General features: G+C 70.1%; 19 protein-coding genes, 5 pseudogenes and 1 riboswitch. Of the genes and pseudogenes, 13 read left to right on the top strand and 11 right to left on the bottom strand.

Annotated elements, in window-relative coordinates; all coding sequences use genetic code 11:
• The 6 genes and pseudogenes from ACIOMQ_RS09255 to ACIOMQ_RS09280 all read left to right on the top strand — a co-directional run.
• The coding region (locus ACIOMQ_RS09255) for an electron transfer flavoprotein subunit alpha/FixB family protein (RefSeq protein WP_402188429.1) at nt 1-960 on the top strand (960 nt) is incomplete at its 5' end.
• Between the two features lie 229 nt (nt 961-1,189).
• Nucleotides 1,190-2,257, top strand: coding sequence for an ABC transporter substrate-binding protein (locus tag ACIOMQ_RS09260; protein WP_362212662.1), 1,068 nt, complete (start codon nt 1,190-1,192; stop codon nt 2,255-2,257).
• Nucleotides 2,258-2,389: 132 nt separating this feature from the next.
• Nucleotides 2,390-3,379, top strand: coding sequence for an iron ABC transporter permease (locus tag ACIOMQ_RS09265; protein WP_362212668.1), 990 nt, complete (start codon nt 2,390-2,392; stop codon nt 3,377-3,379).
• Nucleotides 3,376-4,170 carry an ABC transporter ATP-binding protein gene (locus ACIOMQ_RS09270; protein WP_401944872.1) on the top strand — a complete coding sequence of 265 codons (795 nt, stop codon included), beginning with the start codon at nt 3,376-3,378 and terminating at the stop codon, nt 4,168-4,170. The genes ACIOMQ_RS09265 and ACIOMQ_RS09270 overlap by 4 nt, the downstream gene beginning before the upstream one ends.
• A gap of 118 nt (nt 4,171-4,288) precedes the next feature.
• Nucleotides 4,289-5,080, top strand: a complete 792-nt coding sequence (locus tag ACIOMQ_RS09275; protein WP_402188431.1) for a hypothetical protein — start codon at nt 4,289-4,291, stop codon at nt 5,078-5,080.
• A 137-nt stretch (nt 5,081-5,217) separates the two neighbouring features.
• Nucleotides 5,218-5,847, top strand: a pseudogene (locus tag ACIOMQ_RS09280) (sigma-70 family RNA polymerase sigma factor); the annotation flags it as partial.
• Nucleotides 5,848-5,871: 24 nt separating this feature from the next.
• Here ACIOMQ_RS09280 and ACIOMQ_RS09285 read toward each other — a convergent pair.
• Nucleotides 5,872-6,960, bottom strand: coding sequence for a HoxN/HupN/NixA family nickel/cobalt transporter (locus tag ACIOMQ_RS09285; protein ID WP_401269622.1), 1,089 nt, complete (start codon nt 6,958-6,960; stop codon nt 5,872-5,874).
• A 27-nt stretch (nt 6,961-6,987) separates the two neighbouring features.
• A riboswitch (cobalamin riboswitch) is annotated at nt 6,988-7,190 on the bottom strand.
• A 324-nt stretch (nt 7,191-7,514) separates the two neighbouring features.
• Between ACIOMQ_RS09285 and ACIOMQ_RS09290 the strand changes: the two genes are divergently transcribed.
• Together ACIOMQ_RS09290 and ACIOMQ_RS09295 are read left to right on the top strand one after the other, a co-directional pair.
• Entirely contained in the window at nt 7,515-8,579 is a 1,065-nt protein-coding gene (locus ACIOMQ_RS09290) for a biotin/lipoate A/B protein ligase family protein (RefSeq protein WP_362212665.1), read from the top strand.
• Nucleotides 8,580-8,719: 140 nt separating this feature from the next.
• Nucleotides 8,720-10,081, top strand: a complete 1,362-nt coding sequence (locus ACIOMQ_RS09295) for a histidine-type phosphatase (RefSeq protein ID WP_362212653.1) — start codon at nt 8,720-8,722, stop codon at nt 10,079-10,081.
• 158 nt (nt 10,082-10,239) lie between these two features.
• On the opposite strand, the gene ACIOMQ_RS09300 is transcribed toward ACIOMQ_RS09295, so the two are convergent.
• Together ACIOMQ_RS09300 and ACIOMQ_RS09305 are read right to left on the bottom strand one after the other, a co-directional pair.
• Nucleotides 10,240-12,813, bottom strand: a complete 2,574-nt coding sequence (locus ACIOMQ_RS09300) for a SpoIIE family protein phosphatase (protein ID WP_401269635.1) — start codon at nt 12,811-12,813, stop codon at nt 10,240-10,242.
• A gap of 642 nt (nt 12,814-13,455) precedes the next feature.
• On the bottom strand, nt 13,456-14,907 hold the full coding sequence (locus tag ACIOMQ_RS09305; protein ID WP_362197158.1) for an amidase: 1,452 nt from the start codon (nt 14,905-14,907) through the stop codon (nt 13,456-13,458).
• A gap of 660 nt (nt 14,908-15,567) precedes the next feature.
• Between ACIOMQ_RS09305 and ACIOMQ_RS09310 the strand changes: the two genes are divergently transcribed.
• Nucleotides 15,568-16,347, top strand: coding sequence for a hypothetical protein (locus tag ACIOMQ_RS09310; protein ID WP_401944878.1), 780 nt, complete (start codon nt 15,568-15,570; stop codon nt 16,345-16,347).
• Here the strand turns inward: ACIOMQ_RS09310 and ACIOMQ_RS09315 are convergent.
• From ACIOMQ_RS09315 to ACIOMQ_RS09340, 6 genes and pseudogenes are all read right to left on the bottom strand, one after another.
• Nucleotides 16,310-17,884 carry an NCS1 family nucleobase:cation symporter-1 gene (locus ACIOMQ_RS09315; RefSeq protein ID WP_401944880.1) on the bottom strand — a complete coding sequence of 525 codons (1,575 nt, stop codon included), beginning with the start codon at nt 17,882-17,884 and terminating at the stop codon, nt 16,310-16,312. The two genes, ACIOMQ_RS09310 and ACIOMQ_RS09315, sit on opposite strands and share 38 nt — an antisense overlap.
• A 138-nt stretch (nt 17,885-18,022) precedes the next feature.
• A complete protein-coding gene (locus ACIOMQ_RS09320; protein WP_362197166.1) occupies nt 18,023-19,024 on the bottom strand; it encodes a TIGR03842 family LLM class F420-dependent oxidoreductase in 1,002 nt (333 codons plus the stop codon).
• An 11-nt stretch (nt 19,025-19,035) separates the two neighbouring features.
• A pseudogene (locus ACIOMQ_RS09325) lies at nt 19,036-19,464 on the bottom strand (amidohydrolase family protein); the annotation flags it as partial.
• A gap of 302 nt (nt 19,465-19,766) precedes the next feature.
• A pseudogene (locus ACIOMQ_RS09330) lies at nt 19,767-20,315 on the bottom strand (transposase); the annotation flags it as partial.
• A gap of 195 nt (nt 20,316-20,510) precedes the next feature.
• The gene (locus tag ACIOMQ_RS09335) at nt 20,511-20,900 is read right to left on the bottom strand and encodes a DUF4262 domain-containing protein (RefSeq protein WP_402188433.1); all 390 of its coding nucleotides are present in this window, start codon (nt 20,898-20,900) and stop codon (nt 20,511-20,513) included.
• 383 nt (nt 20,901-21,283) lie between these two features.
• Nucleotides 21,284-22,945 carry an alpha-keto acid decarboxylase family protein gene (locus ACIOMQ_RS09340; protein ID WP_402188435.1) on the bottom strand — a complete coding sequence of 554 codons (1,662 nt, stop codon included), beginning with the start codon at nt 22,943-22,945 and terminating at the stop codon, nt 21,284-21,286.
• A gap of 359 nt (nt 22,946-23,304) precedes the next feature.
• Between ACIOMQ_RS09340 and ACIOMQ_RS09345 the strand changes: the two genes are divergently transcribed.
• From ACIOMQ_RS09345 to ACIOMQ_RS09355, 3 genes and pseudogenes are all read left to right on the top strand, one after another.
• Nucleotides 23,305-24,144: a hypothetical protein gene (locus tag ACIOMQ_RS09345; RefSeq protein WP_402188437.1), complete on the top strand. Its 840-nt coding sequence runs from the start codon at nt 23,305-23,307 to the stop codon at nt 24,142-24,144.
• 42 nt (nt 24,145-24,186) lie between these two features.
• A pseudogene (locus ACIOMQ_RS09350) lies at nt 24,187-24,451 on the top strand (ABC transporter permease); the annotation flags it as partial.
• Nucleotides 24,421-24,881: pseudogene (locus ACIOMQ_RS09355) on the top strand (transposase); the annotation flags it as partial. The pseudogenes ACIOMQ_RS09350 and ACIOMQ_RS09355, both read left to right, overlap by 31 nt.
• A 111-nt stretch (nt 24,882-24,992) precedes the next feature.
• Here the strand turns inward: ACIOMQ_RS09355 and ACIOMQ_RS09360 are convergent.
• Both ACIOMQ_RS09360 and ACIOMQ_RS09365 read right to left on the bottom strand, forming a co-directional pair.
• Complete coding sequence (locus ACIOMQ_RS09360; protein WP_362197172.1) at nt 24,993-25,388, bottom strand: tail fiber domain-containing protein; 396 nt, start codon at nt 25,386-25,388, stop codon at nt 24,993-24,995.
• 38 nt (nt 25,389-25,426) lie between these two features.
• Entirely contained in the window at nt 25,427-25,741 is a 315-nt protein-coding gene (locus ACIOMQ_RS09365; RefSeq protein WP_362197175.1) for a hypothetical protein, read from the bottom strand.
• Nucleotides 25,742-26,376: 635 nt separating this feature from the next.
• On the opposite strand from ACIOMQ_RS09365, the gene ACIOMQ_RS09370 reads away from it, so the two are divergent.
• On the top strand, nt 26,377-26,658 hold the full coding sequence (locus ACIOMQ_RS09370; protein ID WP_401269596.1) for a hypothetical protein: 282 nt from the start codon (nt 26,377-26,379) through the stop codon (nt 26,656-26,658).
• The last annotated feature ends 16 nt before the right edge of the window (nt 26,659-26,674 follow it).

Here is a 26,674-nt window from a genome sequence, read left to right on the forward strand (position 1 = left end):
GCTGAAGTTCTCGTTTTTGTCGATCATGTGGATGGTGCCGTCCGCAAGCCCACGCTGGAGTTGTTGACGCTGGCGCGTCGGATCGGTGAGCCGGTCGCGGTCGCGTTGGGTGCGGGTGCTGCCGCGACCGCGGCGGTGCTGGCGGAGCATGGTGCGGTGAGGGTTCTGGCGGCGGATGCGCCGGAGTTCGCGGATTACCTCGTCGTGCCGAAGGTGGATGCGTTGCAGGCTGCTGTCGGTGTGGTGTCGCCGGTGGCGGTGCTGGTGCCGTCGTCCGCGGAGGGCAAGGAGGTCGCGGCCCGGCTGGCGGTGCGGATCGGGTCGGGGATCATCACCGATGCGGTGGATCTGGAGGCCGGTGAGGAGGGTCCGGTGGCCACGCAGTCGGTGTTCGCGGCGTCGTTCACGACCAGGTCCCGGGTCTCGAAGGGGGTTGCGGTGATCACGGTCAAGCCGAACTCGGCGCCGGTGGAGGCTGTTTCAGCCGCGGGTGCGGTCGAGGTGCTGGAGGTGTCGTTCTCCGGGCAGGCCACGGGGACGAAGGTGCTGTCGCGGACGCCGCGTGAGTCGACGGGGCGTCCGGAGCTGACGGAGGCGGCGATCGTGGTCTCCGGTGGCCGGGGGGTGAACGGTGCGGAGAACTTCCGGGTGATCGAGGCCCTCGCGGACTCCCTGGGCGCGGCGGTCGGTGCGTCGCGTGCCGCGGTGGACGCGGGCTGGTATCCGCACTCCAGCCAGGTCGGCCAGACCGGCAAGTCGGTCTCGCCGCAGCTGTACATCGCCTCCGGTATCTCGGGCGCGATCCAGCACCGGGCGGGCATGCAGACGTCCAAGACGATCGTCGCGATCAACAAGGACGCCGAGGCCCCGATCTTCGACCTCGTCGACTACGGCGTCGTCGGCGACCTCTTCCAGGTCGTGCCCCAGCTCACCGAAGAGGTCACATCCCGCAAGGGCTGACCCACCCCTCCTTCCGGCACAGCCCCGACGGTCCGGGGCCGTGTGGTGCGTACCCACCACACGGCCCCGGACCGTCCTGTCGATGCCGACGTCCGCATGATGCGCGGTGTTCCCGGGAACTCCCGTCCCCTGCTCTGCGACTACCTCAGCGGAGTCGCGAACAGCGATTCGGTCAGCGGAGTCGCGAACAGCGATTCGGTCCGCACAGGTCGTCGAGGGTGGGGTTTCGTTGAGTGGTCGTCGGACAATTGGTGGTCTCCTCGCCGTGGGCCTGCTCGCCACCGGCTGCGGCGGGACCGGCTCGGCGGCGGGTTCCGGCAGCCGTCCGCCCGGCTCCGCAACCGGTTTCCCCCTGGCCGTCGAGGACTGCGCGGGAATCAGAACCACCTTCGAATCGCCTCCGCGGAAGATCGTGACCAGCAACGCCTCCGGCTTGGAGATCCTGCTTCGGCTCGGCGCGGCGGACCGGATCATCGGAACGGGATTCCCTCCGGCGAAGGGCGCGCTGCCGGACGGACTGGCCGCGCGGGCCGCAAAGGTACCGGTGCTCGGCAGAACGGTGATCCCCAAGGAGAAACTGCTGGGTTCGGGTGCGGACGCCTATCTGGAGACGTTCGGCTCGATGGACGCCATGGGCGGCGACGGTCTGGCCCCCGAGCGCGAGGAGTACAGGGCGGCCGGCATCAAGGTGGTGCAACTGCGGTCGACCGCCTGTGCCGCACTGCGCAAGGGCCCGCGCAACGACCTCTCCGACGTGACGGACGACATCCGGCGGCTCGGAGCGCTCACGGGCACTTCGGAGCGGGCCGGCGTACTCGTCGACGGTATGGAGGCCAGGATCTCCGCGGTCCGGCAGGCCCTGGGTGATCTGCCCGAGTCGCGGCGGCCGACGTACTTCGTCTTCGACTTCGACAGCGGTACCGGGCAGCCGATGGCGGTGTGCGGGAAGCAGGTGGCCAATGCGGTGATCACGCTGGCCGGTGCGCGCAACGTCTTCGGTGACTGCGACAGCGACTACAGGCAGGTCGGCTGGGAGGACGTCGTCGGGAAGAACCCCGACTGGATCCAACTGGCCGTACGCAGCCGGGGCAGCGCCGCGTCCGACGCCGAGGCGTTCCGCGAGGCGGAGAGGTTCCTCACGTCGTTCCCGGCGACGCGAGGGCTCGCCGCGGTGAAGGAGGGCAGGTTCGTGCGTCTGCGCTCCGAGCCGGTCACCATCGCCGGCGTCGGCAACGCGGACGCGGTCGAGCAGATCGCTCGTACGGTCCATGCCGACCGGTTCGAAGGCGGCCGGTAGATGGCGGTCGGACGGGCGAACGACGGGACGGGCGGGCGTCCCGGCCCCGCCGGGCACGGGGCGTTGGGCGCGAAGGAGCCCGGAGCGCGCGGGCGGCGGCCTCTTCCGGCCCCGTTGGTGGCCGCCGCGCTCATGGTGGTACTGCTGCTGGGGCTCACGGCGGCGGTCTCCTGGGGTTCCTCGCATGTGGCGGTGTCCGAGGTGTGGTCGACCGTGGGGCGCCGGCTGTCGGGGCGGGCCGCACGGCCGGGCACCCAGGATCTGATCGTGTGGCAACTGCGGGTCCCCCGGGCCCTGCTCGCGGCGCTCGTGGGTGCCGGGCTCGGCGTGGTCGGCACCGCCGTACAGGCTCTGGTGCGCAATCCGCTCGCCGATCCCTATCTGCTCGGCATCTCCAACGGCGCCTCCCTCGGCGCCGTCGCGGCGATCGTTCTCGGCGCGGGCACCGGGGGCCTGTTCGGGCTGGGAGTCTCCGGAGCGGCGTTCGCCGGTGCTCTGGTGTCGTTCGGTCTGGTCTGGACGATCGCCCGGCGCGGCGGCGGCTTCTCGCCCCTGCGCCTGGTGCTGGCGGGGGTGGCGATCGGACAGTTCCTGTCGGGGTTCACCAGCTTTCTGGTGCTGCAGGCCGGTGACGAGCAGCAGACCCGGGGAGTGCTGTTCTGGCTGATGGGCAGCCTCGGTGGGGCGCAGTGGCGCTCGCTCGCCGTACCCGCGGCGGTCGTTGTACTGGGGCTTGCCGTGCTTCAAGGACGGGCCAGGGCGCTGAACGCCTTGCTGATGGGTGATGAGACGGCGGCCGCGCTCGGAGTGGACGTGGTGCGGTTGCGGCGCGAGATGTTCGTGGTCACCAGTGTGCTGACCGGTGTGCTCGTGTCCGTCTCCGGGGCCATCGGATTCGTCGGGCTGCTGGTGCCGCACCTGTGCCGTCTCGTGGTCGGCGGGGACCATCGCAGGCTGCTGCCCGTGTCCGCGCTGACCGGTGCGGTGCTCCTGGTCGTCGTGGACACCGTATGCCGCACCGCGCTGCCGGACCAGGAGCTTCCCATCGGTGTGGTCACGGCACTGCTGGGTGCCCCCGCGCTGCTGTTCCTGCTGAACCGACGTCTGGAGAGCAGCGGATGAGAATCGACGTGCACGACCTCCGGGTCGCCTACGACGGCCGTACGGTGGTCTCGGGGCTGGATCTGATCGCGTCCTCGGGCGAGATCACCGGACTGGTCGGTCCCAACGGCAGCGGCAAGTCGACCGTGCTGCGTACCGTCTACCGGCATCTGCGCCCGGCCGCCGGCCGTGTGCTGCTCGACGGTACGGACATCGGGACGCTGCCGCCCGCCGAGGCGGCCCGGCACATCGCCGCGCTGCCGCAAGAGCGCGGCAGTGAATTCGAGTTGACCGTGCGCGAGATCGTGGCGATGGGCCGCACCCCGTACAAGCGGGCCTTCGCCGGTGAGAACGGAGCGGACCGCGACATCGCCGAGCGGGCCCTGCAACAGGTCGGTCTGGCGGGACACGGGGGCCGCCGGTTCTCCGCGCTGTCGGGCGGGGAACGCCAACGCGCGCTGCTGGCCAGGGCTTTCGCACAGGACACGGACGTCCTGGTGCTGGATGAACCGACCAATCACCTCGATGTGCGCCACCAGGTGGAGCTGCTGTCCCTGCTGCGGGCCCAGGGGCGCACGACGCTGATCTCGTTGCACGACCTGAACGCGGCGGCTTCGGTGTGCGATCGCCTGCATGTGCTGCACGACGGCGCGGTGGTCGCGTCCGGCACCCCGTCGGAGGTCCTCAAACCCGCGCTGCTGGCGGAGGTGTTCGGTGTGCGGGCGGCGGTGGTCGAGCACCCGCTGACCGGTGATCCGCTGATCGCCTTCGATCACCGGTCGGCGGCCTCGGCGGCGCCCGCTCCCCGGTGAGGCGCACGGCGCGCCCCGCACGGTGCACTCCCGCGACGGCCCGGAGCCGCCTCCGGGGTGCCGCTCGCCGCCGCCCGGTCGCCCGGCCCTCCGGCCGTACTGCCAGGATGAGTTCGCCATGACGAGCGATCCGGGGATGCGCGCGGTGCGGGCCGTGATGTTCGCGGTCGTCTGCGTGCTGCTCGCGGCCCTCGGTCACATCGTGATGTCGGGCTCGCCCGTGCCCTGGTGGGCCCTTTCCGCCGCGCTCGCGGTCGTCGCCGCGGCCGCGTGGACGGCCGCGTCCCGGGAGCGCGGGCTGCCGGCGGTCACCGGTGCCGCTGTCGTGGTCCAGGCAGGGCTGCATCTGCTCTTCGCCTTCTCCCAGAGCCGGTCCGGCCCCTCACCGTCGAAGACCACCTCGACCACCTCGTTCGCCCGGCTGTGGGCGGAGCATCTGACGTGCGGGACGATCCGGCCCCGGGGCATGTCGGTGGCGGAGGCGGAACGCCTGGTCACCGCGGCGGGGCTGGGCGGCCGGCTGCACAGTCCGCCCCCGGGCACACCGCTCGACGGGATGGAGGAGGCGGTCGGCCGGGCCGGGCAGATGATCTCCGGGGGCGGTGACGGGGCTGCCGCATCGCATCACCTCGGCGGCATGTCCCCCGCCGGAATGCTCCTGGCGCACCTGCTCGCGGCCGTGCTGTGCGGTCTGTGGCTGGCCTACGGAGAACGGTCCGCCTTCCGGATTCTCCGGGCCCTCGCCGGCCGGCTGCTGGCCCCGCTGCGCATGCTGCCGCGTCCCGCGATGTGCTGCGAGGGTCCGCGGGTCCGGCGGCGTGCTCTCGGTACGACCGGCCCGCTGCGCCGCCTGCTGCTCGCCCACTCGATCACCTCACGAGGGCCGCCCGCCGTCGCCGCTGTCGTCTGACAGCCGGAGCACCGGGCCGCCCGCAGTAGAGCCGCGCCCGGTCACCCCGGTCCCGCCGTGCGGCGGGACTGCCCGACGCACCGGCATGCCCCAAGGGCATGCCGGATTTCCGGATTCTCCGAGAGGGACACCAGGCAATGTCTCCTGCCCTGCACCCATCCTCCGGGCCCGACAGCGGTGCCCGTACCCGCGTTCCCCGAGCCGGGACGTCGCCCGGCGACACCGCGCGCCGTGATGCGACGGTCACCGGCTGGGCCCTCGCCGCCCGCGGTGGTGACCCTCTGGCCACCGAACGGTTCGTCCGTGCGCTGCACGTCGATGTCCGGCGCTTCGTCGCCCACCTGTCCTCCGATCCGCAGGCGGCCGACGACCTGACCCAGGACACCTTCCTGCGCGCCCTGGGCAGCCTGCACACCTTCCAGGGCCGTTCGTCCGCCCGCACCTGGCTGCTGACCATCGCCCGCAGAACGGTGATCGACAGCCTCAGACGCACCGCGGCCCGCCCGCGCCTCGCCGATGGCGAGGACTGGCAGACGGCGGTCGAACACGCCCAGCCCCGCCATCTGCCCGGCTTCGAGGAAGGCGTGGCGCTGACGGAGCTGCTGTCCTCGCTCGCACCCGAGCGCCGGGAGGCCTTCGTCCTCACTCAGGTCCTCGGCCTGGAGTATGCGGAAGCGGCCTCGCTCTGCCGTTGTCCGGTGGGCACGGTCCGTTCCCGGGTGGCGCGCGCCCGGATCGCACTGGCGGAACTGCTCCTCGCCGCCGAGCACGGGTCCGACGGCGAAGCCGGCTCAGCCGCCGTCGCCGGCGCGGGCCGTCCAGCGTTCCTCGACCTTCGCGATCCTCCAGTACGCCAACGCCACCGCCCACACCAGCACGAAGAGTCCGACGATCAGGTAGCCGACGTTGCCCAGGTCGAGGCCGGAGATCCAGCTCGTGACCGAGTCCCGGAGATCGAGCTTGTCGTGCAACACGGTGACCAGCTCGATCGTGCCGATGAGAAAGGCGACCGCGATCGACAGGCCCGTGATGGCGAGGTTGTAGAAGACCTTGCGCACGGGGTTGGAGAAGGCCCACTGGTAGGCGAAGTTCATGAACGTCCCGTCGAGCGTGTCGAACAGGCTCATCCCGGCGGCGAACAGCAGCGGCAGGCACAGGATCGCGTACCAGGGCAGACCGGCTGCGGCGCCGCTGCCCGCCATGACCATCAGGGTGACCTCCGTGGCGGTGTCGAAGCCGAGACCGAAGAGGAAGCCGAGCGGATACATCTGGCCGGGCCGGGTGACGGACCGGGTGAACCGGCCGAGGATCCGGTTCATGAACCCTCGCGAGTCCAGGTGCTGCTCCAGCTCGGCCTCGTCGAAGCGGCCGGCGCGCATCGCCCTGAACACGCGCAGAATGCCGGCGAGCGCGACCAGGTTCAATGCGGCGATCAGGTAGAGGAAGGACCCGGAGACGGTCGTGCCGACCACACCCAGCACCTGGTGCGCGCCCGAATCCTCGTTGATCAGTACCCCCGCGAGGCGCGCTCCCCCGGCGACCAGTGCCGCCATGGCGATGACCACGCTGGAGTGTCCGAGGGCGAACCAGAAACCGACCGACACGGGCCGCTTGCCGTCGGCCATCAGTTTGCGGGTCGTGTTGTCGATGGCGGCGATGTGGTCGGCGTCGAAGGCGTGCCGCATGCCGAGCGTGTAGGCGGTGATCCCCAGCCCGATGCCGAACGCCTTGGAACCGACCTGGTAGTGCTCCGGCACGACCAGCAGGAACAGCACTCCGAACGCCACCACGTGCAGAGCCGCAATCACCGCCAGCAGCCCCGCGGTACGGATGGTGTCCTCGCGCCGCCATGTGAACACGGCGGAGTCGGGCAGGGTCATGCGGTCACGCTCCAGCACCTCGTGGATGACTTCGTGAGATGCCGTGGCCGGTCTCCTGGCTGACGGGTTCGCTCGCGCTCGTGCCCGCCCCTGCCTTCCCGGCCGCGCTCTGCGGCCAGTGGCGTCAGTGGGACGGATACTCCCCGATCACAGTGGCGAGGGCCGCTCCGGCCTGAGACTCCTGGAGTCTTTCACCGGTCTTCCCGAACACCACGGCGCGCCCACTCTAGGTTCCCGCGAACGGCGCCTACAAGTCCCGCCTACAAGTCCGGTGGCGTGCGCGGCGGTTCCCCCCCGAGACGTGACCGCGGCCTCCGGGGAGGGAATGGCCCGGGGAACGCCCTCCATTCCCTCGGCGCGGAGGGCGCGGAGGGCGTGGAGGGCGCGGAGGGTCAAGTCCCCTTCCCGGCATACCGGAGCTCGTGACGCAGGACGCCGCCCTGGCGCACGGCCCCGTCGTGGCAGCGGATTAAATCGCACGCCACGGGCGTTGTTCCTGTTCAGCGCCGATTCGTAGAAGAGTGGAAGAATCGGGCAGATCTGGAGGCATGGCTGTGCACGGTGAGTACAAGGTCCCGGGCGGGAAGCTCGTCGTCGTCGATCTGGACGTCGAGGGCGGGGCGTTGCGCAACGTACGGGTGGCCGGGGACTTCTTCCTGGAACCGGACGAGGCGATTCTCGCGATCGACGCGGCGCTCGAAGGTGCCCCGGCCCACACCGACACCGCCGGGCTCGCCGCCCGGATCGACGCGGCCCTGCCCCCCTCGACCGTGATGCTGGGCCTCAGCTCCGAGGGCGTCGCCGTCGCCGTACGCCGGGCCCTCGCGCACGCCACCGAGTGGAGCGACTACGACTGGCAGCTCATCCACGAGGCGCCGCAGCCCCCCGCGCTCCACATGGCCCTCGACGAGGTCATCACCGCGGAGGTCGCCGCCGGCCGGCGCCCGCCGACGCTCCGGGTCTGGGAATGGGACTCCCCCGCCGTCATCATCGGAAGCTTCCAGTCCCTGCGCAACGAGGTCGACCCCGCCGGTACGGACCGCCACGGGGTCACCGTCGTCCGCCGCATCTCGGGAGGCGGAGCCATGTTCGCGGAGCCGAGCAGCACCATCACGTACTCCCTCGCCGTGCCCCAGTCCCTCGTCTCGGGCCTTTCCTTCGCCGACAGCTACGCCTACCTCGACGACTGGGTCCTCGAAGCTCTCGGCGACATGGGTATCAAGGCCTGGTACCAGCCGCTCAACGACATCGCGACCGAGATCGGGAAGATCGCCGGAGCCGCCCAGAAGCGCGTCGTGGGTCCCGACGGCGGGCCCGGCGCCGTGCTGCACCACGTGACGATGTCCTACGACATCGACGCCGACAAGATGCTCGACGTCCTGCGCATCGGCAAGGAGAAGATGTCCGACAAGGGCACCAAGAGCGCCAAGAAGCGTGTCGACCCGCTCCGCCGGCAGACGGGTCTGCCGCGCGCAACCGTCATCGACAACATGATCGACTCCTTCCGGAAGCGCCACGGCCTCACCCGCGGCCGGGTCACCCCCGAGGAGATGGCCCGGGCCGAGGAACTCGTACGCACCAAATTCGGTACGGCCGAGTGGACGGCGCGAGTGCCGTAGCCCCTGGGGCCGCGGCGCGGACAACCGCTCTCGGGGCGGTGGGCCCGGGACGCCCGCCATGCCGCGGCCACCCGGCGTTCATGTCGTCCGGAGACGATGCGCCGGATCGATCGGGCTCCACGGGACGGAGCGAAGAACGCATGAAACGCCTCGCCTCCACCGCCGCCCTGGCCCTCGTGGTCTCCGCGGTCCTGGGCGTCTCCCAGCCTGCTCAGGCCGGTCCCCGGCCGTCGGGTCCGCCGGGGCCGGGCTTCTATTCCACGAAGACCCCGTACGAACCACGGCAGGACGCCCGGACATACCGGTCGGCGCCCAAGGGCTTCGTTCCGGTGTTCACCGAGAGCGTCTCGCGCCACGGCTCGCGCACGTCGACCAGCAGCGAGGACGGGGACCTGATCCTCCAGCTGTGGGACAAGGCCGCGAGCGAGGGGGAACTCACCGGGCGCGGCAAGCACTTCGGCCCCGAGGTGCGGTCGCTCCTCGACGCGATGGAGAAGGCCGGGTACGGGAACCTCAGCGGCCGGGGCAAGCGGGAGATCCAGGCCACGGCGGTGCGGATGCATCAGCGCCTTCCCGGGCTGTTCCGGCAGATCGCCAAGGACTCGGAACCCATCGACGTGGTCAGCTCCGGCAAGGACCGCGCCGTCGACAGCGGCAGTCTCTTCGCCGCCGCGCTCGCCGGCGCCGACCCGGCCCTGAAGCCGCTCATCGGCCCGGCCAGGACCGACAAGGACCTGCTCTACTTCCACAAGGCCGACGGCGGTGCCGCGTACCGCGACTACCTCGCGAACGACCAGCGCCTCGCGGCCACCCTCAAGAAGATCACCGATCAGCCCGCCACCCACCGTGCGGCCCGCAACGTACTGGAGAGGATCTTCACCCCCGCCTTCGTGCAGCGGATCTCCGCCGGGGAGTTCTCCTCGATCGGCACCGGCATCGATGCGGCCGAAGCGGTCTACAACCTCTACAGCATCGCCCCGACCATGAGCGACGAGGGCACCTGGCGGATGCGGCGCTACATCGCCCCGCGCGACGCCGCCTGGTTCGCCTACCTCGACGACGCCGAGGACTTCTACGAGAAGGGGCCCGGCTTCGCGGACAGCGACATCACCTACCGGATGGCGGACGTTCTGCTCGACGACTTCTTCGAGCAGGCCGAGGCCACGCGGGCGGGGACCGGCGACGTGGGCGCGGAGCTGCGCTTCACCCACGCCGAGGAGATCATTCCGCTCGCCGCGCTGATGGGGCTGCCCGGCTCCACGGAACCGGCCGCCGCACGCCCCTACACCTACGCCGACAACCCGTGGCGGGGTGCTTCGGTGGCTCCGATGGCCGCGAACATCCAGTGGGACGTGTTCCGGAAGGACGACACCTACCTGGTCCGGATGCTCTACAACGAGAAGGAGACCGCGTTCAAGCGGGGCTGCGAGCCGGTTGCGAAGGGCAGCCCCTTCTACGACCTCGACGAGCTCAGGCGCTGCTTCGGTCGCACGGCCTCCTGACGAACGGGGCGCGTCGTACGTCCGGTCGGCGGGTGGCCGGGAACCCCTGACGGCGTGGCACGCCCCGTCCGTGCCCTGGGTCCGTGCCCCGTGTCCGTACCCCGTGTTCGTGCCCCGTGTCCGTACCCCGCGACCCCGGCAAGGGGCGTACCGAGGCTTCAGGCCCCCGTCGCCGGGAGTTCCTGTTCGGTCCAGATGATCTTGCCTTCGGGTGTGTAGCGGGTACCCCAGCGGCGGGTGAGCTGGGCGACGAGGAAGAGACCGCGCCCGCCCTCGTCGGTCGTCCTGGCGTGCCGCAGCCGGGGGGAGGTGCTGCTGCCGTCGGAGACCTCGCAGATCAGGACGGACTGGCGCAGCAGCCGCAGCCGGATCGGTCCGGTGGCGTAGCGCACCGCGTTGGTGACCAGTTCGCTGACGATCAGTTCGGTCGTCATCTCCATCTCCTCCAGGCCCCAGGCCCTCAGCAGGCGCGCGGTGCGGGCCCGGACGCCGGCGACGGCGGCCGGATCGGGGGGCACGTCCCAGGAGACGACGTGGTCGGCGCTCAGCTCGTGGGTGCGGGCGAGCAGCAGGGCGACGTCGTCGGGCTGCGGTACGGGGAGCAGTTGCTCGACGACCGTCGCGCACAGTGCGTCGAGGGGGAGGCCGCGCTGGGACAGGGCGGCGCCGAGGCGGGACATGCCGAGATCGATGTCCCGGTCCCTGCCTTCGATGAGGCCGTTGGTGTAGAGGCCGATGAGACTGCCTTCCGGCAGCACGATCTCCGCGGTCTCGAAGGGCATACCGCCCAGGCCGAGCGGGGGGCCTGCGGGCAGTTCGGGGAAGCTGACGCACCCGTCCGGCGCGACGACGACGGGGGGCGGGTGGCCGGCGCGTGCCATCGTGCAGAGCTGGGTGACCGGGTCGTAGACCGCGTACAGACAGGTGGCGCCGAGGACGGTCGTGCCGCTCTCCCCGCCGTCGGGTTCCTCGTCGCTCAGGCGGATCACGAGATCGTCGAGGTGGGCCAGCAGTTCGTCGGGGGGAAGGTCCATGTCGGCGAGGGTGTGCACCGCGGTGCGGAGCCTGCCCATGCTCGCGGCGGCGCTGATGCCGTGGCCGACGACATCGCCGACGACCAGGGCGACCCGGGCGCCGGAGAGCGGGATCACATCGAACCAGTCGCCCCCGACACCGTCCTTGGCGTCCGCCGGGAGGTACGAGGAGGCCACGTCCAGGGCCATCCCGCCGGGCAGTGTGTGCGGGAGCAGGCTGCGCTGGAGGGTCAGCGCCGCCGCGTGCTCGCGGGTGTAGCGGCGGGCGTTGTCCACGCACACCGCCGCCCGCGCCACCATTTCACGGGCCGGCAGCACGTCGTCGGGTTCGAAAGGGACCAGGTTCACCGTGCGCACGAAGGTGGTCAGGCCGAGCACCGTGTCCCGGGCCCGCATGGGTACGGCGATGAGGGAGTGGAGGCCGAAGTCGCGGATGGACGCCGCCCTGGCGGGCTGTTCGACCGCCCACAGCCGCCTGACGGACTCGAGGACCGGGATCAGAACGGGTTCGCCGTCCCTGAGGAACCGGACGCCGTGGGGCGGGGGTACGGAGTCCACGAGCTCCCCGACCCGGTAGACCGCCTCCGGACAGCCCTCTCGCACCGAGCTCATCCCCACGCGGCGCAGCTTCGGCCGGCCCGACGTGCTGTCGGTACCGGGGCGGGCGGCTCCCGTACCCGAGGGGCCCGAGGCGGCGAAGCCCGGACCCGCAAGGGCGGAAGCGGGAAGGCCCGTAGCGGAAGGACCCGTGCCGAGGGGCCACGGGCCGGGCTCCTCCGGGCTGGCGACCGGCTCCAGCAGGTCGACGACGACGAAGTCGGCGAACCGCGGCACCGCGAAGTCGGCCAGCTCCTGAGCCGTGCGCATCACGTCCAGGGTGGAGCCGATGCTGGCCCCGGCGTCGTTGACCAGGGCCAGGCGCTGCTGGGCCTTCCACCGGTCGGTGACGTCCAGGACCATGTAGCAGATGCCGGTGACGGTGTCGCCGCCGTTGGTCAGCGGAAAGAACGAGGTGGAATAGGCGCGCTCACGGTGCGGATCGGCCCAGCTCCAGCCTCGGTACTCGTAGTCGATGACGGGGACGCCGGTGTCCAGCACTCCGCGCATCAGGGTCTCTATGGCGTCGGCCTGCAGTCCCGGGAGCACTTCGGTCATCCGGCGGCCCACACGCTGTTCGCGCGGGATGCCGCCGATGCGCTCCAGGGTGTCGTTCACCCAGACGTAGCGCAGCTGCGGGTTCATCACCGCCATTCCGATCGGTGAGCTGGTCAGGAAGGCGTCGAGCACGGACTGCCCGACCGCCCACTCCGGTCTGCGTTCGCGCCCGGAGACCAGGAAGCACTCCCGGCCGTCCAGGTGGAACGCGGCCGAGACCCGCAGATCCACGGTGACCCGCTGCCCGTCGCGCCGCCGCACGTCGGCGACGCCGCTCCAGCCCACGCCCGCGCGGCACCGCTCGGCGATCCCCGCCACCCGCAGCGGGTCCTCGGGCATGGCGAGAAGGAAGCCGGCGGGCCGCCCGACCACCTCCGAGGCGTGGTACCCGAGCAGATCCTGTGCGCTGTGCGTCCAGCCGATGACCGTTCCGGTCCCGGCGACCACCGCGGTCGCGTCGTTCGCCGTGTCGAAGGAGTGCTGATCCGTACCGGGCTGCGACGGTTCGGCTCCGGGCTCCGGCTGCGGGCCTGCGGACGCCATACTGGTCACCACCCCTCCACTCCGTTCCGCTCCATGATCCCGCCTTCGGCGCCGCCGCGCGAATGTCGGCGACCGCGGATCGGGCGGGCCGGGGCCGCCGCGGTGCGGCGTCGGGAGCGGGGGTCCCGGGGTACGCCGAGGCCCGGCTCGTACGCGAACCCGTACGCGAAGACGACGAGCTGCGCCCGTCTCGCGGGCAGCCGGTTCGGTCAGGGCGCGGCTGATGCGGGTCTTCGCGGTGAACGGGCTGATCACCCGGTGCGCGGCGATCTCCTCGTCGGTGAGACCGCGGGCCGCCGGTGCGCCGGCGTCGCGTTCCCGGCGGGTGAGGTTCTCAAAACCGGGCGCGGTGGTCCGGTCGGGTGGTCCCGTGACGAATCCGCCGATCAGAGGGCGGGCGAGAGCAGTGCGTACGGAGCAGCCGCCGGCCGGGGCGCGGCTCAAAGGGTGCCGCCGAGCGTGCTGACGCGCTCGCGCATGCCGGTGGGGAAATGGGCCTTCGCGGCGACGCCCCGGGCGCGGTGTCCGCTGCGGGCGGCGTGCACGGCGGCCGGCGCGGGGAAGACCGCCCGGCTTCCCGGGTGCGCGTGAACCGCGTATCCGGACGGTGTGGCTGACGCGGGCGGGGGTACGGGCGGTCAGCTAGGGGGTGGGGGCGGGGGGCCGGTGCTCGTACCAGCGGCGGTCGGCCTCCAGCTGGGCGGCGAGGGAGATCAGCCGTTCCTCGCTGCGGGAGGGGCCGAGCAGCTGGGCGCCGACGGGCAGCCCGTCGGCGGTGAATCCGGCCGGTACGTTGATGCCGGGCCAGCCCAGTACGTTCCAGGGCCAGGCGTACGGGCACGCCTCGGCCATCGTCACATCGGTGCGCCAGGCGCTCAGCCCGTCGAACCTGCCGATCGGGGGCGGCGGCAGGGCAGTCGTCGGGGTGAGCAGTACGTCGTAGCCGGCGCCGTCCCGGGACGTGCGGAAGAACGCGCCGATCCTGCGGTGCTGGCGCACCTCGCGCCCCCTGGCCGCGCGCACCACCCGGCCGCCGAGCCGGGTGCCGGTGCGCAGGGCGCTGCGGGTGCGCGGGTCGAGGAGGGCGGGATCGGGGTGGCGGGCGGCGAGTTCGGCGATCCCGGCGGTGGCGCGGGGGACGAAGCCGAGGCCGATCAGCCCGTAGCGGGGTCTGGCCTCCTCGACGTCGTGGCCGAGGCGGGCGAGGGCCTCGGCCAGTGCGGTGACGGCCCGCCGCACGTCGGGGTGGGGAGCGGAGCCGGTGAGGGTGAGCGGGGGGCGCCAGGCGAGGGCGATGCGCAGTCTGCCCGGATCGCGGCGGGCGGCTGCCGACGCCTCGACGGGCGGCGGGCGGTGCGGGTCGTCGGGATGGGGTCCGGCGACCGCGTCGAGCAGCAGGGCGGCGTCGGCGACGGTCCTGGCCAGCGGGCCGTTGACGGTCAGGCCCTGGAAGGCGTCGCTCTGCGGGTGGACGGAGATCCGGCCGCGCTGCGGTTTGATGCCGACGAGATGGGTCCAGGCCGCGGGGATACGGACGGACCCGGCGCCGTCCGAACCGAGCGCGGCGGGTACGAGCCCGGCCGCGACGGCGGCTGCGGATCCGCCGGACGAGCCGCCGGGGGTGTGCCCGGTGTTCCACGGGTTGCGGGTGGCGCCGAAGGCGGGGCCCTCGGTGAACGGCCACTGGCCCAGCTCGCAGGAGTTGGTCTTCCCGACGATCACGGCCCCGGCGGCCCGCAGCCTGCGTACGGCCTCGCTGTCGGCGGTGGCGGCGGGCAGATCGCCGTCGCAGCCGAAGTAGGTCGGCATCCCCAGGACGTCGGTGTCGTCCTTGACCGCGACCGGCACCCCGAGCAGGGGCAGCCGCTCCCCCGCGGCGAGCCTGCGGTCGGCCTCGGCGGCCTCGGCCAGCGCGGCCTCGGCGCGCAGATGCCGGAAGGCGTTGAGGGTGCCCTGGCTCCCTTCGATTCGGGTCAGGGCAGCGGAGACCAGCTCGGTCGAGGTGGTACGGCCCTCGGCCAGCTCCCGTGCGCTGTCCGCCAGTCCGGCCGGGCCGACCGGTTCGGTGATTTCGACGGCTTCCGTTGAGGACATGGGCTGCCCGCCTTCCTCGCATCGGCAGGTGCGCGCGCCCGCACCTGTACGCCCGAACGAACTTACCGGAGGGTAACGAGTCGTGGGCGGTCCGCTCAACCGTTCGGAGGAGAGCGGCCGGAGGGTGCCGGTGCCCCGTGCCGGGTCCACCGGCGGAGGTGGAGGGCAAACGCACTGGTGGGGGCGCGTGGAAACGGATTTCGAGGGAGATTTCGAGACGTGTCCGGCGGTGCGGCTCGTTCCCCCGCCCCGGTACGGGCCCGCGGCAGGGGGACGGGGTTCCCGGCATGCCCGGAAGTATGTGCCTGGAGCGCTGCGCGAACCGCAACGGCCCGGTTCGCGCCCCGACGGTGCCGCCCGCCTACGGCTGGACGCCGATCTCGCCGATCCCGGTCCCGAGGCCGGCGCGGTGCGCGGTGGACTGGCCGGACTGCCCCGGGTCGAGGGTGACGTGCTCACCGTCCACGTCCGTCGGCGGCGAACCCGGTGCGTCGGCAACCGTCCCCGGCCGCCCATGACACAAAACGCGGCAGGACATCACCCTGTGTACGCGCTACGGCGGTGGTCCGCCGTAGCGCGACCCGCCGCTGCCCGGCGTACGCTCGAAAAGATCGGATCGCACACCTGAACAGGCCCGACGGGCTCTTCGAGGGAGGCACCGTGACCGGTCGACTCATCGGCACACGCCAGGCCGCCTGGGCGGCGGTCGTCGTGCTGGGACTCACGAGCGGGGGCGTCGTCGGCACCGGTGCGGCGCGGGCGGACAACGGCATCGACAAGCTCTCCGCCCAGCAGATCGCCGACCGCTCACGGGACGCGCTCCTGAGCGCCCATTCCCTGCGTCTCAGTACGCACGGCTACCTCGGCAGGGGCGGCAACCCGTCGACAGCCCTGGATCTCACCCTGGACCGGGACGGCAACTGCACCGGTTCGGTGGACCTGGGCAGGAGCCAGGGGTCGGTCCGGATCGTGAAGCGCGGCAACGACGTCTGGGTCAAGCCGGACGCGGACTTCTGGAAGAGCCAGGTGCCGGACGGCGGCCCGGCCTTCGCCGCGATCCTCAACGGGCGTTACATGAAGGGCTCGGCCGCCGACCCGAGGCTGCGCGACGTGGTGAACGGATGCGATCTGGACACCTTCCGCAAGCTGGTCGGTGACCACGCGGACAACGACCGCGGAACCTTGAACAAGGGCCGGAAGACCACGCTCGACGGGGCTCCGGTGGTGCCGGTGACCCGGCTCAGGGACGGCAGGACGGTGACGACGTACGTCGCGGCCACGGGCAAGCCGTATCCGCTGAGGATCACGGTGCGGGGCGGCGGGGCGAACGCGGTCGTGGGCTTCTCGGCCTTCGACAGGCCGGTGCCCAAGGCCACGCCACCGCCGGATCAGACGTACGACATCAACGCACTGCTGGCCCGTCAGTCCTCGCCGTTGTGACGGCGGCACGGGAGCGCCAGCTGAGCACGGTGTACAGCACCAGCGACGAGGCCAGCCCGACGGCCCAGCCGTAGTCCGCGAGCGGCTTGAGGAACGGGATCAGGCCGTCGGCCGGGAACGGGCCGGTGCCGGGGGCCGAGTGGGAGCCGCCGATCGCCAGGACGCCGCCGACGGCGAACGCGACGACCGCCCGCCAGTTCCAGCCGTGCGCGTACCAGTAGCGGCCGCCGGGACGGTAGAGGTCCGCCAGGTCGAGCACGGTCCGGCGGACGATCCAGTAGTCGGCGATCAGGATGCCCGCGACCGTACCGAGCATTCCGCCGACCAGCCCGAGCCAGGTGAAGATGTACAGCTCGGGGGTCTCGGTGAGCTTCCACGGCATGATGAGAACGCCGACGACACCGGTGATCAGGGCGCCCGTACGGAAGTTGATGAGCTTGGGGGCGAGGTTCGCCAGGTCGTACGCGGGTGACACGACGTTCGCCGCGATGTTCACGGAGACCGTCGCGACCAGCACGGTCACCAGGGCGTACAGCAGCCCGAAGACGTTGTCGGTCCTGGCGACGAGCTGGACCGGGTCCCAGATCGCCTCCCCGTACACGGCCTGGGACCCCGAGGTGACCAGGACCGAGAGCATCGCGAAGAGCGTCATCGTGGTCGGCAGGCCGAACGACTGGCCCCGGATCTGGGCGCGTTGGCCGGCCCCGAAGCGGGTGAAGTCGGGGATGTTCAGGGAGAGTGTGGCCCAGAAGGCGATCATGCCCATCAGGGAGGGGAAGAAGACCGGCCAGAACTCCCGGCCCCAGCCGAGCTTCGAGGGCTGGTCGAGCAGCGGGCCGAAGCCGCCCGCCTTGACGGCGACCCAGGCCAGCAGGACCACCGCGCCGACGATGACGAACGGCGCCGCCCAGTTCTCGAACCGGCGCAGGGCGTCCATCCCCCGGTGGATGATGGCGAGTTCGAGCGCCCAGAAGAGGATGAAGCAGAGCCAGAGCGTCCACGGCTGCCCACCGGTCTCGGACGCCTTCGCCCAGCCGCCGAAGATCTTCCCGAGCAGGGTGAAGACGCCGACACCGCCGATCCAGGTCTGGATGCCGAACCAGGCACAGGCCACCGCGGCCCGGATCAGCGCGGGCAGATTGGCGCCGCGCAGCCCGAAGGAGGCGCGGGCCAGAACGGGGAAGGGAATGCCGTACTTGGGTCCGGCGTGCCCGGTGAGCAGCATCGGGCCGAGCACGATCAGGTTGGCGAGCGCGATGGTGAGGACGGCCTGCTTCCAGTCCATGCCGAGGGCCACCAGACCGGAGGCGAGCAGCCAGGACGGGATGTTGTGGGCCATGCCGACCCAGAGAGCGGCGAAGTTGTACGTCGTCCAGCGGCGCCGTTCCAGCGGTACGGGCAGCAGGTCCTCGTTGACGAAGCGGTTGTCGGTGGGCACGGCGCCGGGGGCGAGTTCGACGCGGCCCGACGGATCGGGTATCCGGTCCTGTGACGGGACGGGTGGAAGGGGCGGTGTGGGTGGGACGGTCGATGTCAAGGCGGCTGGACCCTTCGCTCGGGAGCGGTGCCGTGCGGGACGGGGCAGGGCGCGGGGGTACGGACGACCGTGGGGCGGACCGACCGGGTGGCCGGCGGTCGAGTGGTCAGGGGGCCAGGGGATCAGGTGGTCAGGGCGTCAGGTGGTCAGGGCGGGGATGATCTGCGAACCGTAGGCGTCGATCGTCGCCTCGCGCGCGTCGTGCATGTTGTAGACGGCGAACTGGTCGACGCCCAGGTCGCGCAGGGTCCGGAGCTTCTCGATGTGTGCCTCGGCGGGTCCCAGCAGGCAGAACCGGTCGACGATGCCGTCCGGCACGAAGGTCGTGTCGGGGTTTCCGGCGCGGCCGTGGTGGCTGTAGTCGTAGCCGGACCGCCCGGCGATGTACGCGGTCAGGGCCTCGGGGACGAGTCCGGAGTGCTCGCCGTACCGGGAGACCAGGTCCGCCACGTGGTTGCCGACCATGCCACCGAACCAGCGGCACTGCTCGCGGGCGTGGTCGAGGTCGTCGCTCACATACGCGGGGGCGGCGACGCAGATGGTCACGGAATCCGGGTCGCGGCCCGCCTGCGCCGCCGCGTCCCGTACGGCCTTGACCATCCACTCGGTGAGGAACGGGTCGGCGAGCTGGAGGATGAAGCCGTCGGCCTTCTGTCCGGCGAGGGCGAGCGCCTTCGGGCCGTACGCACCCATCCAGACCGGCAGTCTGCCGTCCTTCACCCAGGGGATCCGGACCGGCTGCCCGTCGACGGTCGCCTCCCGTCCCTCGGCGAGGTCGCGGATGGCGTCGATGGCCTCGCCGAGGCGGGCGAGGGTGTTGGGTCTGCGTCCGGCGACCCGCATCGCCGAGTCGCCGCGCCCGATACCGCAGACGGTGCGGTTGCCGAACATGTCGTTGAGGGTGGCGAAGGTGGAGGCGGTCACCTCCCAGGTGCGGGTGGACGGGTTGGTGACCATGGGGCCGACGACGAGGTGCTCGGTGTGTTCGAGGATCTGGCTGTAGATGACGAAAGGTTCCTGCCAGAGCACCGTCGAGTCGAAGGTCCAGCCGTAGCGGAAGCCGTTGCGTTCGGCGCGGCGCATCAGGCCGACGACGGTCGAGGCGGGCGGATCGGTCTGGAGGACGAGTCCGAAGTCCATGACGGGTGCTCCTAGTCCAGGTACTGGCAGGTGGCTCGCGGGGTGTACATGCCGTGACCGGCCCGGCCGGTGAACTTCCGCCCGTCGATGACGACTTCACCGCGCGAGAGAACGGTTTCGACCCGGCCGGTGATCCGCTTTCCTTCGTAGGCCGAGTAGTCGACATCCATGTGGCGGGTCTCGGCGGAAAGGGTCTGTCCGGCCGCCGGGTCGTAGATGACGACATCGGCGTCGGCGCCCGGGGCGATGGTGCCCTTCTTCGGGTGGAGACCGAACATCCGGGCCGGCGAGGCGCAGGCGATCTCGATCCAGCGGCGGCGCGAGAGGTGGCCGTCCACGACCGCCTGGTGGAGCAGGTCCATCCGGTTCTCCACGCCGGGGATGCCGTTGGGGATCTTCGAGGAGTCGCCCCGGCCCATCTCCTTCTGGCCGGAGAAGCAGTGGGAGGCCCGTTGCATGGCGCGCAGGATCTGGCCGTCGTCGCTGCAGAAGACACCGGGGTAGGCCATGAACAGCTTGAAACGTGTTGTGGCGCGCCCTCCTGTGCAGAGGCGTCCACATCTGCAGCACGACGTTTGGCAGGCGCGCTCAGGCGTGGGTCGAAGGTGCCGGTGATGTGGAGATCGGGCAGTTCGTACAGGGGTGGAACCGAAGTGCCGTCGTAGTCGCCCAGTGCGCATACCGCCCTCTCCCAAACACCGTTCTTCAGGTACTCAAGCGCACGCTGGTAGAGGCTCTGGGGGCGGTGCCCTTGAGTGACGTGCTCCGGCAGATCCTTCCACATGAGGCCGCACCGAACCTTGTACAACGCCGCCTCGAACGCGAGTCGTGGAGGGATGATTCTGGACTGCTTTTTAGGCTTTGGGAAGAGGTTCTCTACAAGCGCCCACTGATCTTCGGTGAGCATTGGCGGCACCATGCGCTCCCGACTGGTAAACCAGGCTTCAAAACCGCAACCAGCACTGCGGAGCGCCCTGGGCACCATGTTGGTCACGACTACTTGGACGTCGAGGAGATCCAGGAGGTCACGTTTCTTCTCCACGGGCAGATTGCCCAGGATCGGTCGAGCCTGGAGTGCCAAATCGAGGATTTCCCTGGCCCGATCCTCATACCGTTGAGACTCCAATAGCCACTCCATAGTATCGTCACGCATCACCTGGAGCTGGTTTTCTTTATCTTTAAGACCCCCTTTCACCTCATCGATTATTGCGTCAATTTCCTCGTCCTCACTTTCACCATCTTCGTCAGCAGCCATAGCCGCCGCTACCGCAATCAGTTTATTCTTGCGCATTTTTCGATTGCGCTCTGTCTACTCATCGAGGACAGCTATTCGATCACGATACGATCGAGAGCGGTCAGGTATTTCACCGATCCATTCCTCAGCCAGGCGCTGGAGCCTGCCTTGATCACCCAGGATGTCATCCATTTCCTTCCGTACAATCTCTTCGATTGGCGTGGCGAGGATTTCCTGACAGTCGCACAGCTTTTAGAACCCCATAGCCCGCCCGAAGAAGATTCGGTACCAGCGGAGATCGACCTGCCTGAGCGCGACTTGGTGACCGCCGACGACCTCAGGATGCCTCTGGCCTTCAGCCGATACAGCACCCGCGGCGGACTTCGCTCCGAGCCTGTTGAGCATGCGGTGCATAGCGTGGATATCGAGTCCGAACATGGCGAGTTCAGGTCCGCCGTGAGTGTGCGCGAGGCCGATCGTGTAGGCGAATCCAGGACCGATCTCGTCCTCGGGAACCATCGGGACGTGCCATCCGTGCTGCTGCACATTCTCGATGATCGTCAGATCCGCGCGGTCCGCCTCGTCTCGGTCACCGTAGTCATGGCAGAGGACACAGCGGCACTGGAACGACTCATCAGTCATGTGCGGAGGCCACGAAGTGAGCGGCTGAATCGGGCAGCCGGGGTTCGTGATCACCCTTTCAATCGAACAACATCGTCACCCTCCGCGACCGCTCCCCAAGATCTGTGCCAGCACCCAGTAGCCGCCACGAGGGCGCGGCGCTGATCCGGCCGCTGCGGCGGTTTCCTCAAGGGGACCTCCTGTAGCTCGTCGTCTCGCTGCGGTCGGCTCATGACCAATGGCGGTGCAGTCGTGGATGAGGCGATGCGTGCAGCGTGGGACTCGTACCGGGCCTACCGACCGGGGTGGTTTCCGGCCGCGGGCCCGGCCAGCCGGGGCGGGTGAGCCCGGCCCGGCTCAGTTTTCCCCCGGGGGGGGGTGGTCCGGCCGGGACCTGCTGGGGGTCACGCGCTGTAGAGGGTGGCGATGTTGTCGTGCAGCTTCTTCGCCAGGGGCGGGGATTCGTACTCGCCGGTGACGATCTCGATGTAGACCCCGCTGTCGGCGTTCTGGGCCTGCTTGAGGGCCTCGTCGAGTTCGGCGAGGGTGGTGGCGCGGGCGGTGTACCAGTTGTCGCAGCCCAGCGCCCTGGGCAGGTCGGCGTAGCGCCATTGGGCGAGGTCGTTGTACTCGATGTCCGGGTCCTTGCACAGCAGGCGTTCGATGAGGAAGCCGTTGTTGTTGAGGAGGAAGACCACGGGCTTGAGGCCGTTGCGGCCCATCTGGCTGATCTCCTGCGCGGTGAGCTGGTGCGAGCCGTCCCCGGTGATCAGCACGACCCGCTTCCGCCCGCCGTTCGCCGCAGCGGCCAGTGCCGCGCCGAACGCGGCCGGAGTGGCCCAGCCGATGGATCCCCACAGCGTCTGGTTGTGGAACGTCGCCCCCTTGGGGAGCTTGGCGAAGGCCATGCCCATGGATGCGGTCCCGGTCTCCGCCACGACGATGTCGTCCGGTTTCAGGAACTCCTCCCACCGCGGGTAGAGATTCTCCGCAGTGATCTTGTCGTCCGTGTTCCCGTTCACGGCGGCGATGCGGGTGACCGGTCCGGACGGCTTGGGCCAGGACCGCTTCGGCAGCTCGCTTGCGAGCCGGTCCAGCAGGTCCTTCATCTCCACGCTCTGATAGGTGACCGGCCCGACGCGTACGTGGTGGTGGCGGATATCGATGACCCGGGCGGGGTCGAGGCGGGCGGTGAACGCGCCGGTGTTGAAGTCGTTCATCAGCGCGCCGACCAGCAGGACCCGGTCCGCACCCTCGACGAACCTGCGGACTTTCTCGTCCATCAGCTTGCCGTCGTACATACCGACGTACCCGTCCTGGTCCTCGTCCAGAACAGCCTTGTCCGCCATCATCGTGGCGAACGGCAGCCCAGAGGCGTCCAGCACCTTCTGGAGATCGGATTCAAGCCCGGCACGGGCCGTCAGCACCCCCGGGACGACGACCGCGCTGTCCGCGCCGCCGAGAGCCTCGCTGATTGCCTGCACAGCGGCTTCGAGCCGCTCCTTGTCGCTGACCGGCGTGGGGATCGGGGACGCCTTGCTGACCGCAGGCAGATTGGCGAGGTCGGAGGGGAAGGCCATGTAGACGGGACGGCGGTGGTAGAGCGCGGCGGCGATCAGCCGCTCCGTCTCGGCGGCCACATTCTGCGGCGTCATGATCGCACCGGCGCACACCACCGCCTCCGACAGCTTCTGGAAGAGGTCGAACTCCCCGTTGCCCAGCGTGTGGTGGACAACCGAGTGATGCGCCTGGACCGGCATGGTCGGCATCCCGACCAGATGGAACACGGGCAGGTGCTCGGTGTAGGCGCCGGCCACCCCGTTGATCGCGCTCAGCTCGCCGACCCCGTACGTCGTGGACAGGGCCCCCACACCGTGGACCCGGGCATAGCCGTCCGCCGCGTACGCCGCGTTCAGCTCATTGCAACAGCCAACCCACTTGATGTCCGGGTGGTGGCAGACGGCGTCGTTGACAGGGAACGCGTAGTCGCCGGGGACACCGAAGACGTGCCCGACACCGATCTCCTTGAGCCGGTTCAGCACATGCTGAATTACGGTCGTGGACATGGAACGGACTCCTGTTCCGGGCGGCAGCAGCGGCGTCGGCCGGAACGGCAGGCGCAGGTCCGCCCCAAAGCTGAGCCTCAGCGGCCAGGCACCCGGCCGCAACCCGGATACGGCCGGCCAGCCGTTCCTCGGCTGCCGGGGAACCCGCCTTCGCCCCCATCCGCTACGAACGCCGAGCCGGTCTCCACAAGGACCTGCTCGACCTCGCCTGCAGCATCATCGGGCTCCGCTGACTCCGAAAGGCATTGCGGGATCGTGGACACGGACTTGGCGAGCATCAGTTTCACGGCGGCGTCACCGGCAGGTCCATGGCCCGATTGCTGCCCACGCACCTTCCCCCGTCCCCCGATATGCGGCACATGTGCGACCGGCCTACGGTGGCCGCCACGCGAGCAGCGGTTGAATTGGGCGCCGCCGGACGGTCTGTACGGCTGTCCAACCCGGGCACGGTGTACTTCTCCGGGAAGGGATGCACCAAGAGGGATGTGGCCGAGTGCTTTCTTGCTGTGGGGCCTGGCATCATCCGCGCCCTGTGCGACCGGCTGTCCACGCTCCAGCGCTTCGACGGTGTCAAGCGGGGCTTCTTCCACCAGAGGCGCGCGTCGAAGTACTTCCCCGGCTGGATTCCGGCGGCCAGGATCGCCTTCTCCGGCGGGCGTCCTGCCGATGAGATCAGCTCCATCGGACTCGCCGTCGTGATCTGGGCGGCCCGTCTCGGCGCCCTCGCCTTCCATCCCTGGCCGGTACGGAGCGCCGGCACCGATCACTCCGGCGAACTGCGCATCGACCTCGGCCCGCAGCCCGGCACGGACTACGCCGCCGCCGTCACCGATGCCCATGAACTGTGCTCTGTCCTCGACAGCCATGGGTTGCGGGGCTGGCTCAAGGCCTCCGGGGGGCGCGGCATCTACGTGCTCCTTCCCATCGCACCGAATGGGGCCTTCACCGAGGTACGGCGAGCGGCCATCGTCACCGGAGGCGGACTGGAACGGCACATGCCGGCGCGCGTGGCGACAGCCTGGTGGAAGGAGCGGGACGGGAAGGAGCGGGAGCCCGGCGACATGCGGTACCCGCCGGAGTACCCGAAGATGCCCGGCGAGCCTCAACGTGTGCAGCCCGGCCGTGCCCGGTGCGTGGACGGCGAGGGCGGTGGTCGGAGCGGCGGCGGGGGAGCCGATGGTGACGGCGACGGGGCATGAGCGGGCGGACCACGGCGCGCAGTGCGCACGGACGGCCGCCGGCCGGCCGGGGGGCTCATGGTGGTGCTGGGCAACCCGTCCTCCGGCGGCGCGGTGTCCTGGCCGCTGCTGCCGTCGCTGCTCGGCCACATCGGCCGCTGGCTGCCGCCGGGTGCCTCGGTCAACGCCCAGCACACCGCGGTCTACTACCAGGCGCACGAGTTCCTCTTCCCTATCTGGTGCTCGGGGCCTGGGCACTGGTGTCCTGCACGGTGTTCTGGGTGTGGCGGGACCGGCCCCCGGAGGCCGCGGCCACATGCCGGAGCACAGGAAACGCCTGATGAGACGGTGTTCGCCGCGATCATCTACGTGCTGGTCAGCGGATGTGCCTGGCGGGAGTTGCCGCCGCGTTTCGGGATCTCGGAGTCCACCACGCACCGCCGGTTCGTGATCTGGTCCAGGGCCGGTTTGTGGGGCCGGCTGCACGAGGCCGTCCTCGACCGCATTCACGAGTGCGGACTGCTCGACCTCTCCCGCGTGGTCCTCGACTCCGCCCACGTACGGGCCGAAGAAGGGGCGAACTCACAGGTCCGAGCCCCGTGGACCGGGGTAGACCCGGTTCCAGGATGCACGTCCTGTCGAACGCGGCCGGACTGCCCCTGGTCGTCGGCGTCTCCGCCGCCAACACCCACGACAGCCAGGGCCAAGGGTGTGGCCGTAGCGGCTCCGACCGAGCTGAAGTGCGCCACCGCGCCCGGGCTGGTGGGCTACGCCGGCCCCGGGCCACTCGCTGATCACGTCGGTCTCGGAATCGAGGCTCGGCGGATTTCCGGTGATACGTACGTCAGCTCATGTTCCGGGCCGGCCCTTCATCCCGGGTCGGCGGCTCCGGGACCGCTGGGGTGGTGTGCTGGTGAACTCTGGGCTCGTAGGGCCGCGACTTCGTTTCGTAGTTCGGTCAGTTCCCGGTGCAGTGCCTGGATAGCGACGATGGCGACTCCGTTGGCATCGGTGCAGCAGATCGTTCGGTCGTTCTCACCGACCCCGAACGCTTTCCACCAGTCCTGCGCCATGGGGCCCAGGTGGCGTACGTGTGGCGGGTCCCAGTGGTACCGCCACGTGCTGACCGGCAGCTGCACCACCTGCTCCAGCACCTGGTAACCGTTGACCGGATCGCTACCGCGCACCGCACCCGACACGGCATCGGACGCCAGACCGGCCGCAGAAGCACCCTGCCGCAGGCGCATCCTGACCAGGGCCGGCATCCATGTCCTGGCCAAGGACCCTTTCAACCGCCGGTGGCTCATCGCTCCCAGACCACCGCGGCAACCTCAGTCTTCAGCCCACGATCCGAAAAGAGCAGGCTGCCCCCACCACCGCGGTTCTCAGGGCTGTTCACCGGCAGCTGGACCAGACCGCTGCCCACCCCGCTGCTGTAAGCCGTCACGCCAACCGCCGTGACCTCACGGTCCTTGTTGATCATCGTGGTGTCGTAGGCGGCATTGCCGGCCGCCAGAATGTTCGTGCTCGCGACGGCCGGAACGCTCAATGCACCTGTACCGGTAGCCGCCATGGCTGTCAGCACCAGCAGACGGCGGGCAACGCGCTTTGTGGACATTAGGCATCCTTCCGGCCGGGACGCCGAGTGCGTCCGCGACACCCCTAACGGCCTAATGCCCCAAAAGGCACGTAGGTTTCCGCGCCTCTTCCGGCCCCCATGCTCGTAGCAGCGATCTCGTCCGTAGGTTCCTACAAGCGGAGTTGGCGAGCGGTGCGGCATGTCACGCCATGCTGCCGTCGGACGCGGCCCGGAAGAGGTATCGAGGGCCGAGCGCCGCTGTACGCCGCACCGCGTCACCTTCATCGTGGGCTTGATCCGCTTTGACGGACATCCAAGATCAGGGGTTCAGCCCCAGGAGGATGTCCATCATGGAGAGCGTGGAAAGAAGAAACCTCGCCCTCGCCGCTCGTTCACGCCGGAGTCGTTCCATCTGGACACGGCCACACACGCATACCCACGTACGCAACAGGCGCATCACGTACCCCGAGGCTGCTATATCAAGTCAAGCTGCCTGAGGGAGATCCTCGGTGGCGATCTGCCCTGTGGGCTGATCACCTCGTTCGAGGAGCTTAAAGAGCTGTCGGCAGATTGCACGCTTGAGGCAGCGTTGTGCGTCCCTCGCGGTCTTTCCCTCACTGATTCGCCGGGCAACGCTCGATGTTCTGGCTCGGCCGGTCCCGCAGTTTCGCGCAGTGAGCAACCTGGCCCTTGCTCTTCATGCCTCGGAGTTCGACGCGGAGATCGTCGGGTGCCGAGATGACAAGGGCCTTCAGCAGGTTGATCGCAGCAGTGCAGGCCAGGACCGCGCTCTGGCCGGTGGCGAGAAGTACACGAAGCGCCTCGCGCTCACCGCGGCGTCGTGGGTGGATGAGGTGTTCGGTCGCCAGGGACTCCCTGGCCGCGCGGACGGCATCAAGCATGTCGGTCTTGCGGCCCGCCACCGCCAACGCTGGTTGCGAGTCCTCCAGGGCTGATGACGCCACTCAGCCC

The organism is Streptomyces sp. NPDC087845 (assembly GCF_044742755.1).
In the GTDB taxonomy this organism is placed as follows: domain Bacteria; phylum Actinomycetota; class Actinomycetes; order Streptomycetales; family Streptomycetaceae; genus Streptomyces.

Excerpts from the sequence above, each read along its gene's own strand:
- ACIOMQ_RS09345 (WP_402188437.1), top strand. The coding sequence starts at position 23,305 with ATGTGCGACCGGCCTACGGTGGCCGCCACGCGAGCAGCGGTTGAATTG.
- ACIOMQ_RS09305 (WP_362197158.1), bottom strand. The coding sequence starts at position 14,907 with ATGTCCTCAACGGAAGCCGTCGAAATCACCGAACCGGTCGGCCCGGCC.
- ACIOMQ_RS09365 (WP_362197175.1), bottom strand. The coding sequence starts at position 25,741 with ATGTCCACAAAGCGCGTTGCCCGCCGTCTGCTGGTGCTGACAGCCATG.
- ACIOMQ_RS09335 (WP_402188433.1), bottom strand. The coding sequence starts at position 20,900 with ATGACTGATGAGTCGTTCCAGTGCCGCTGTGTCCTCTGCCATGACTAC.
- ACIOMQ_RS09340 (WP_402188435.1), bottom strand. The coding sequence starts at position 22,945 with ATGTCCACGACCGTAATTCAGCATGTGCTGAACCGGCTCAAGGAGATC.
- ACIOMQ_RS09270 (WP_401944872.1), top strand. The coding sequence starts at position 3,376 with ATGAGAATCGACGTGCACGACCTCCGGGTCGCCTACGACGGCCGTACG.
- ACIOMQ_RS09300 (WP_401269635.1), bottom strand. The coding sequence starts at position 12,813 with ATGGCGTCCGCAGGCCCGCAGCCGGAGCCCGGAGCCGAACCGTCGCAG.
- ACIOMQ_RS09265 (WP_362212668.1), top strand. The coding sequence starts at position 2,390 with ATGGTGGTACTGCTGCTGGGGCTCACGGCGGCGGTCTCCTGGGGTTCC.
- ACIOMQ_RS09275 (WP_402188431.1), top strand. The coding sequence starts at position 4,289 with ATGACGAGCGATCCGGGGATGCGCGCGGTGCGGGCCGTGATGTTCGCG.
- ACIOMQ_RS09295 (WP_362212653.1), top strand. The coding sequence starts at position 8,720 with ATGAAACGCCTCGCCTCCACCGCCGCCCTGGCCCTCGTGGTCTCCGCG.
- ACIOMQ_RS09285 (WP_401269622.1), bottom strand. The coding sequence starts at position 6,960 with ATGACCCTGCCCGACTCCGCCGTGTTCACATGGCGGCGCGAGGACACC.
- ACIOMQ_RS09320 (WP_362197166.1), bottom strand. The coding sequence starts at position 19,024 with ATGGACTTCGGACTCGTCCTCCAGACCGATCCGCCCGCCTCGACCGTC.
- ACIOMQ_RS09360 (WP_362197172.1), bottom strand. The coding sequence starts at position 25,388 with ATGCCGGCCCTGGTCAGGATGCGCCTGCGGCAGGGTGCTTCTGCGGCC.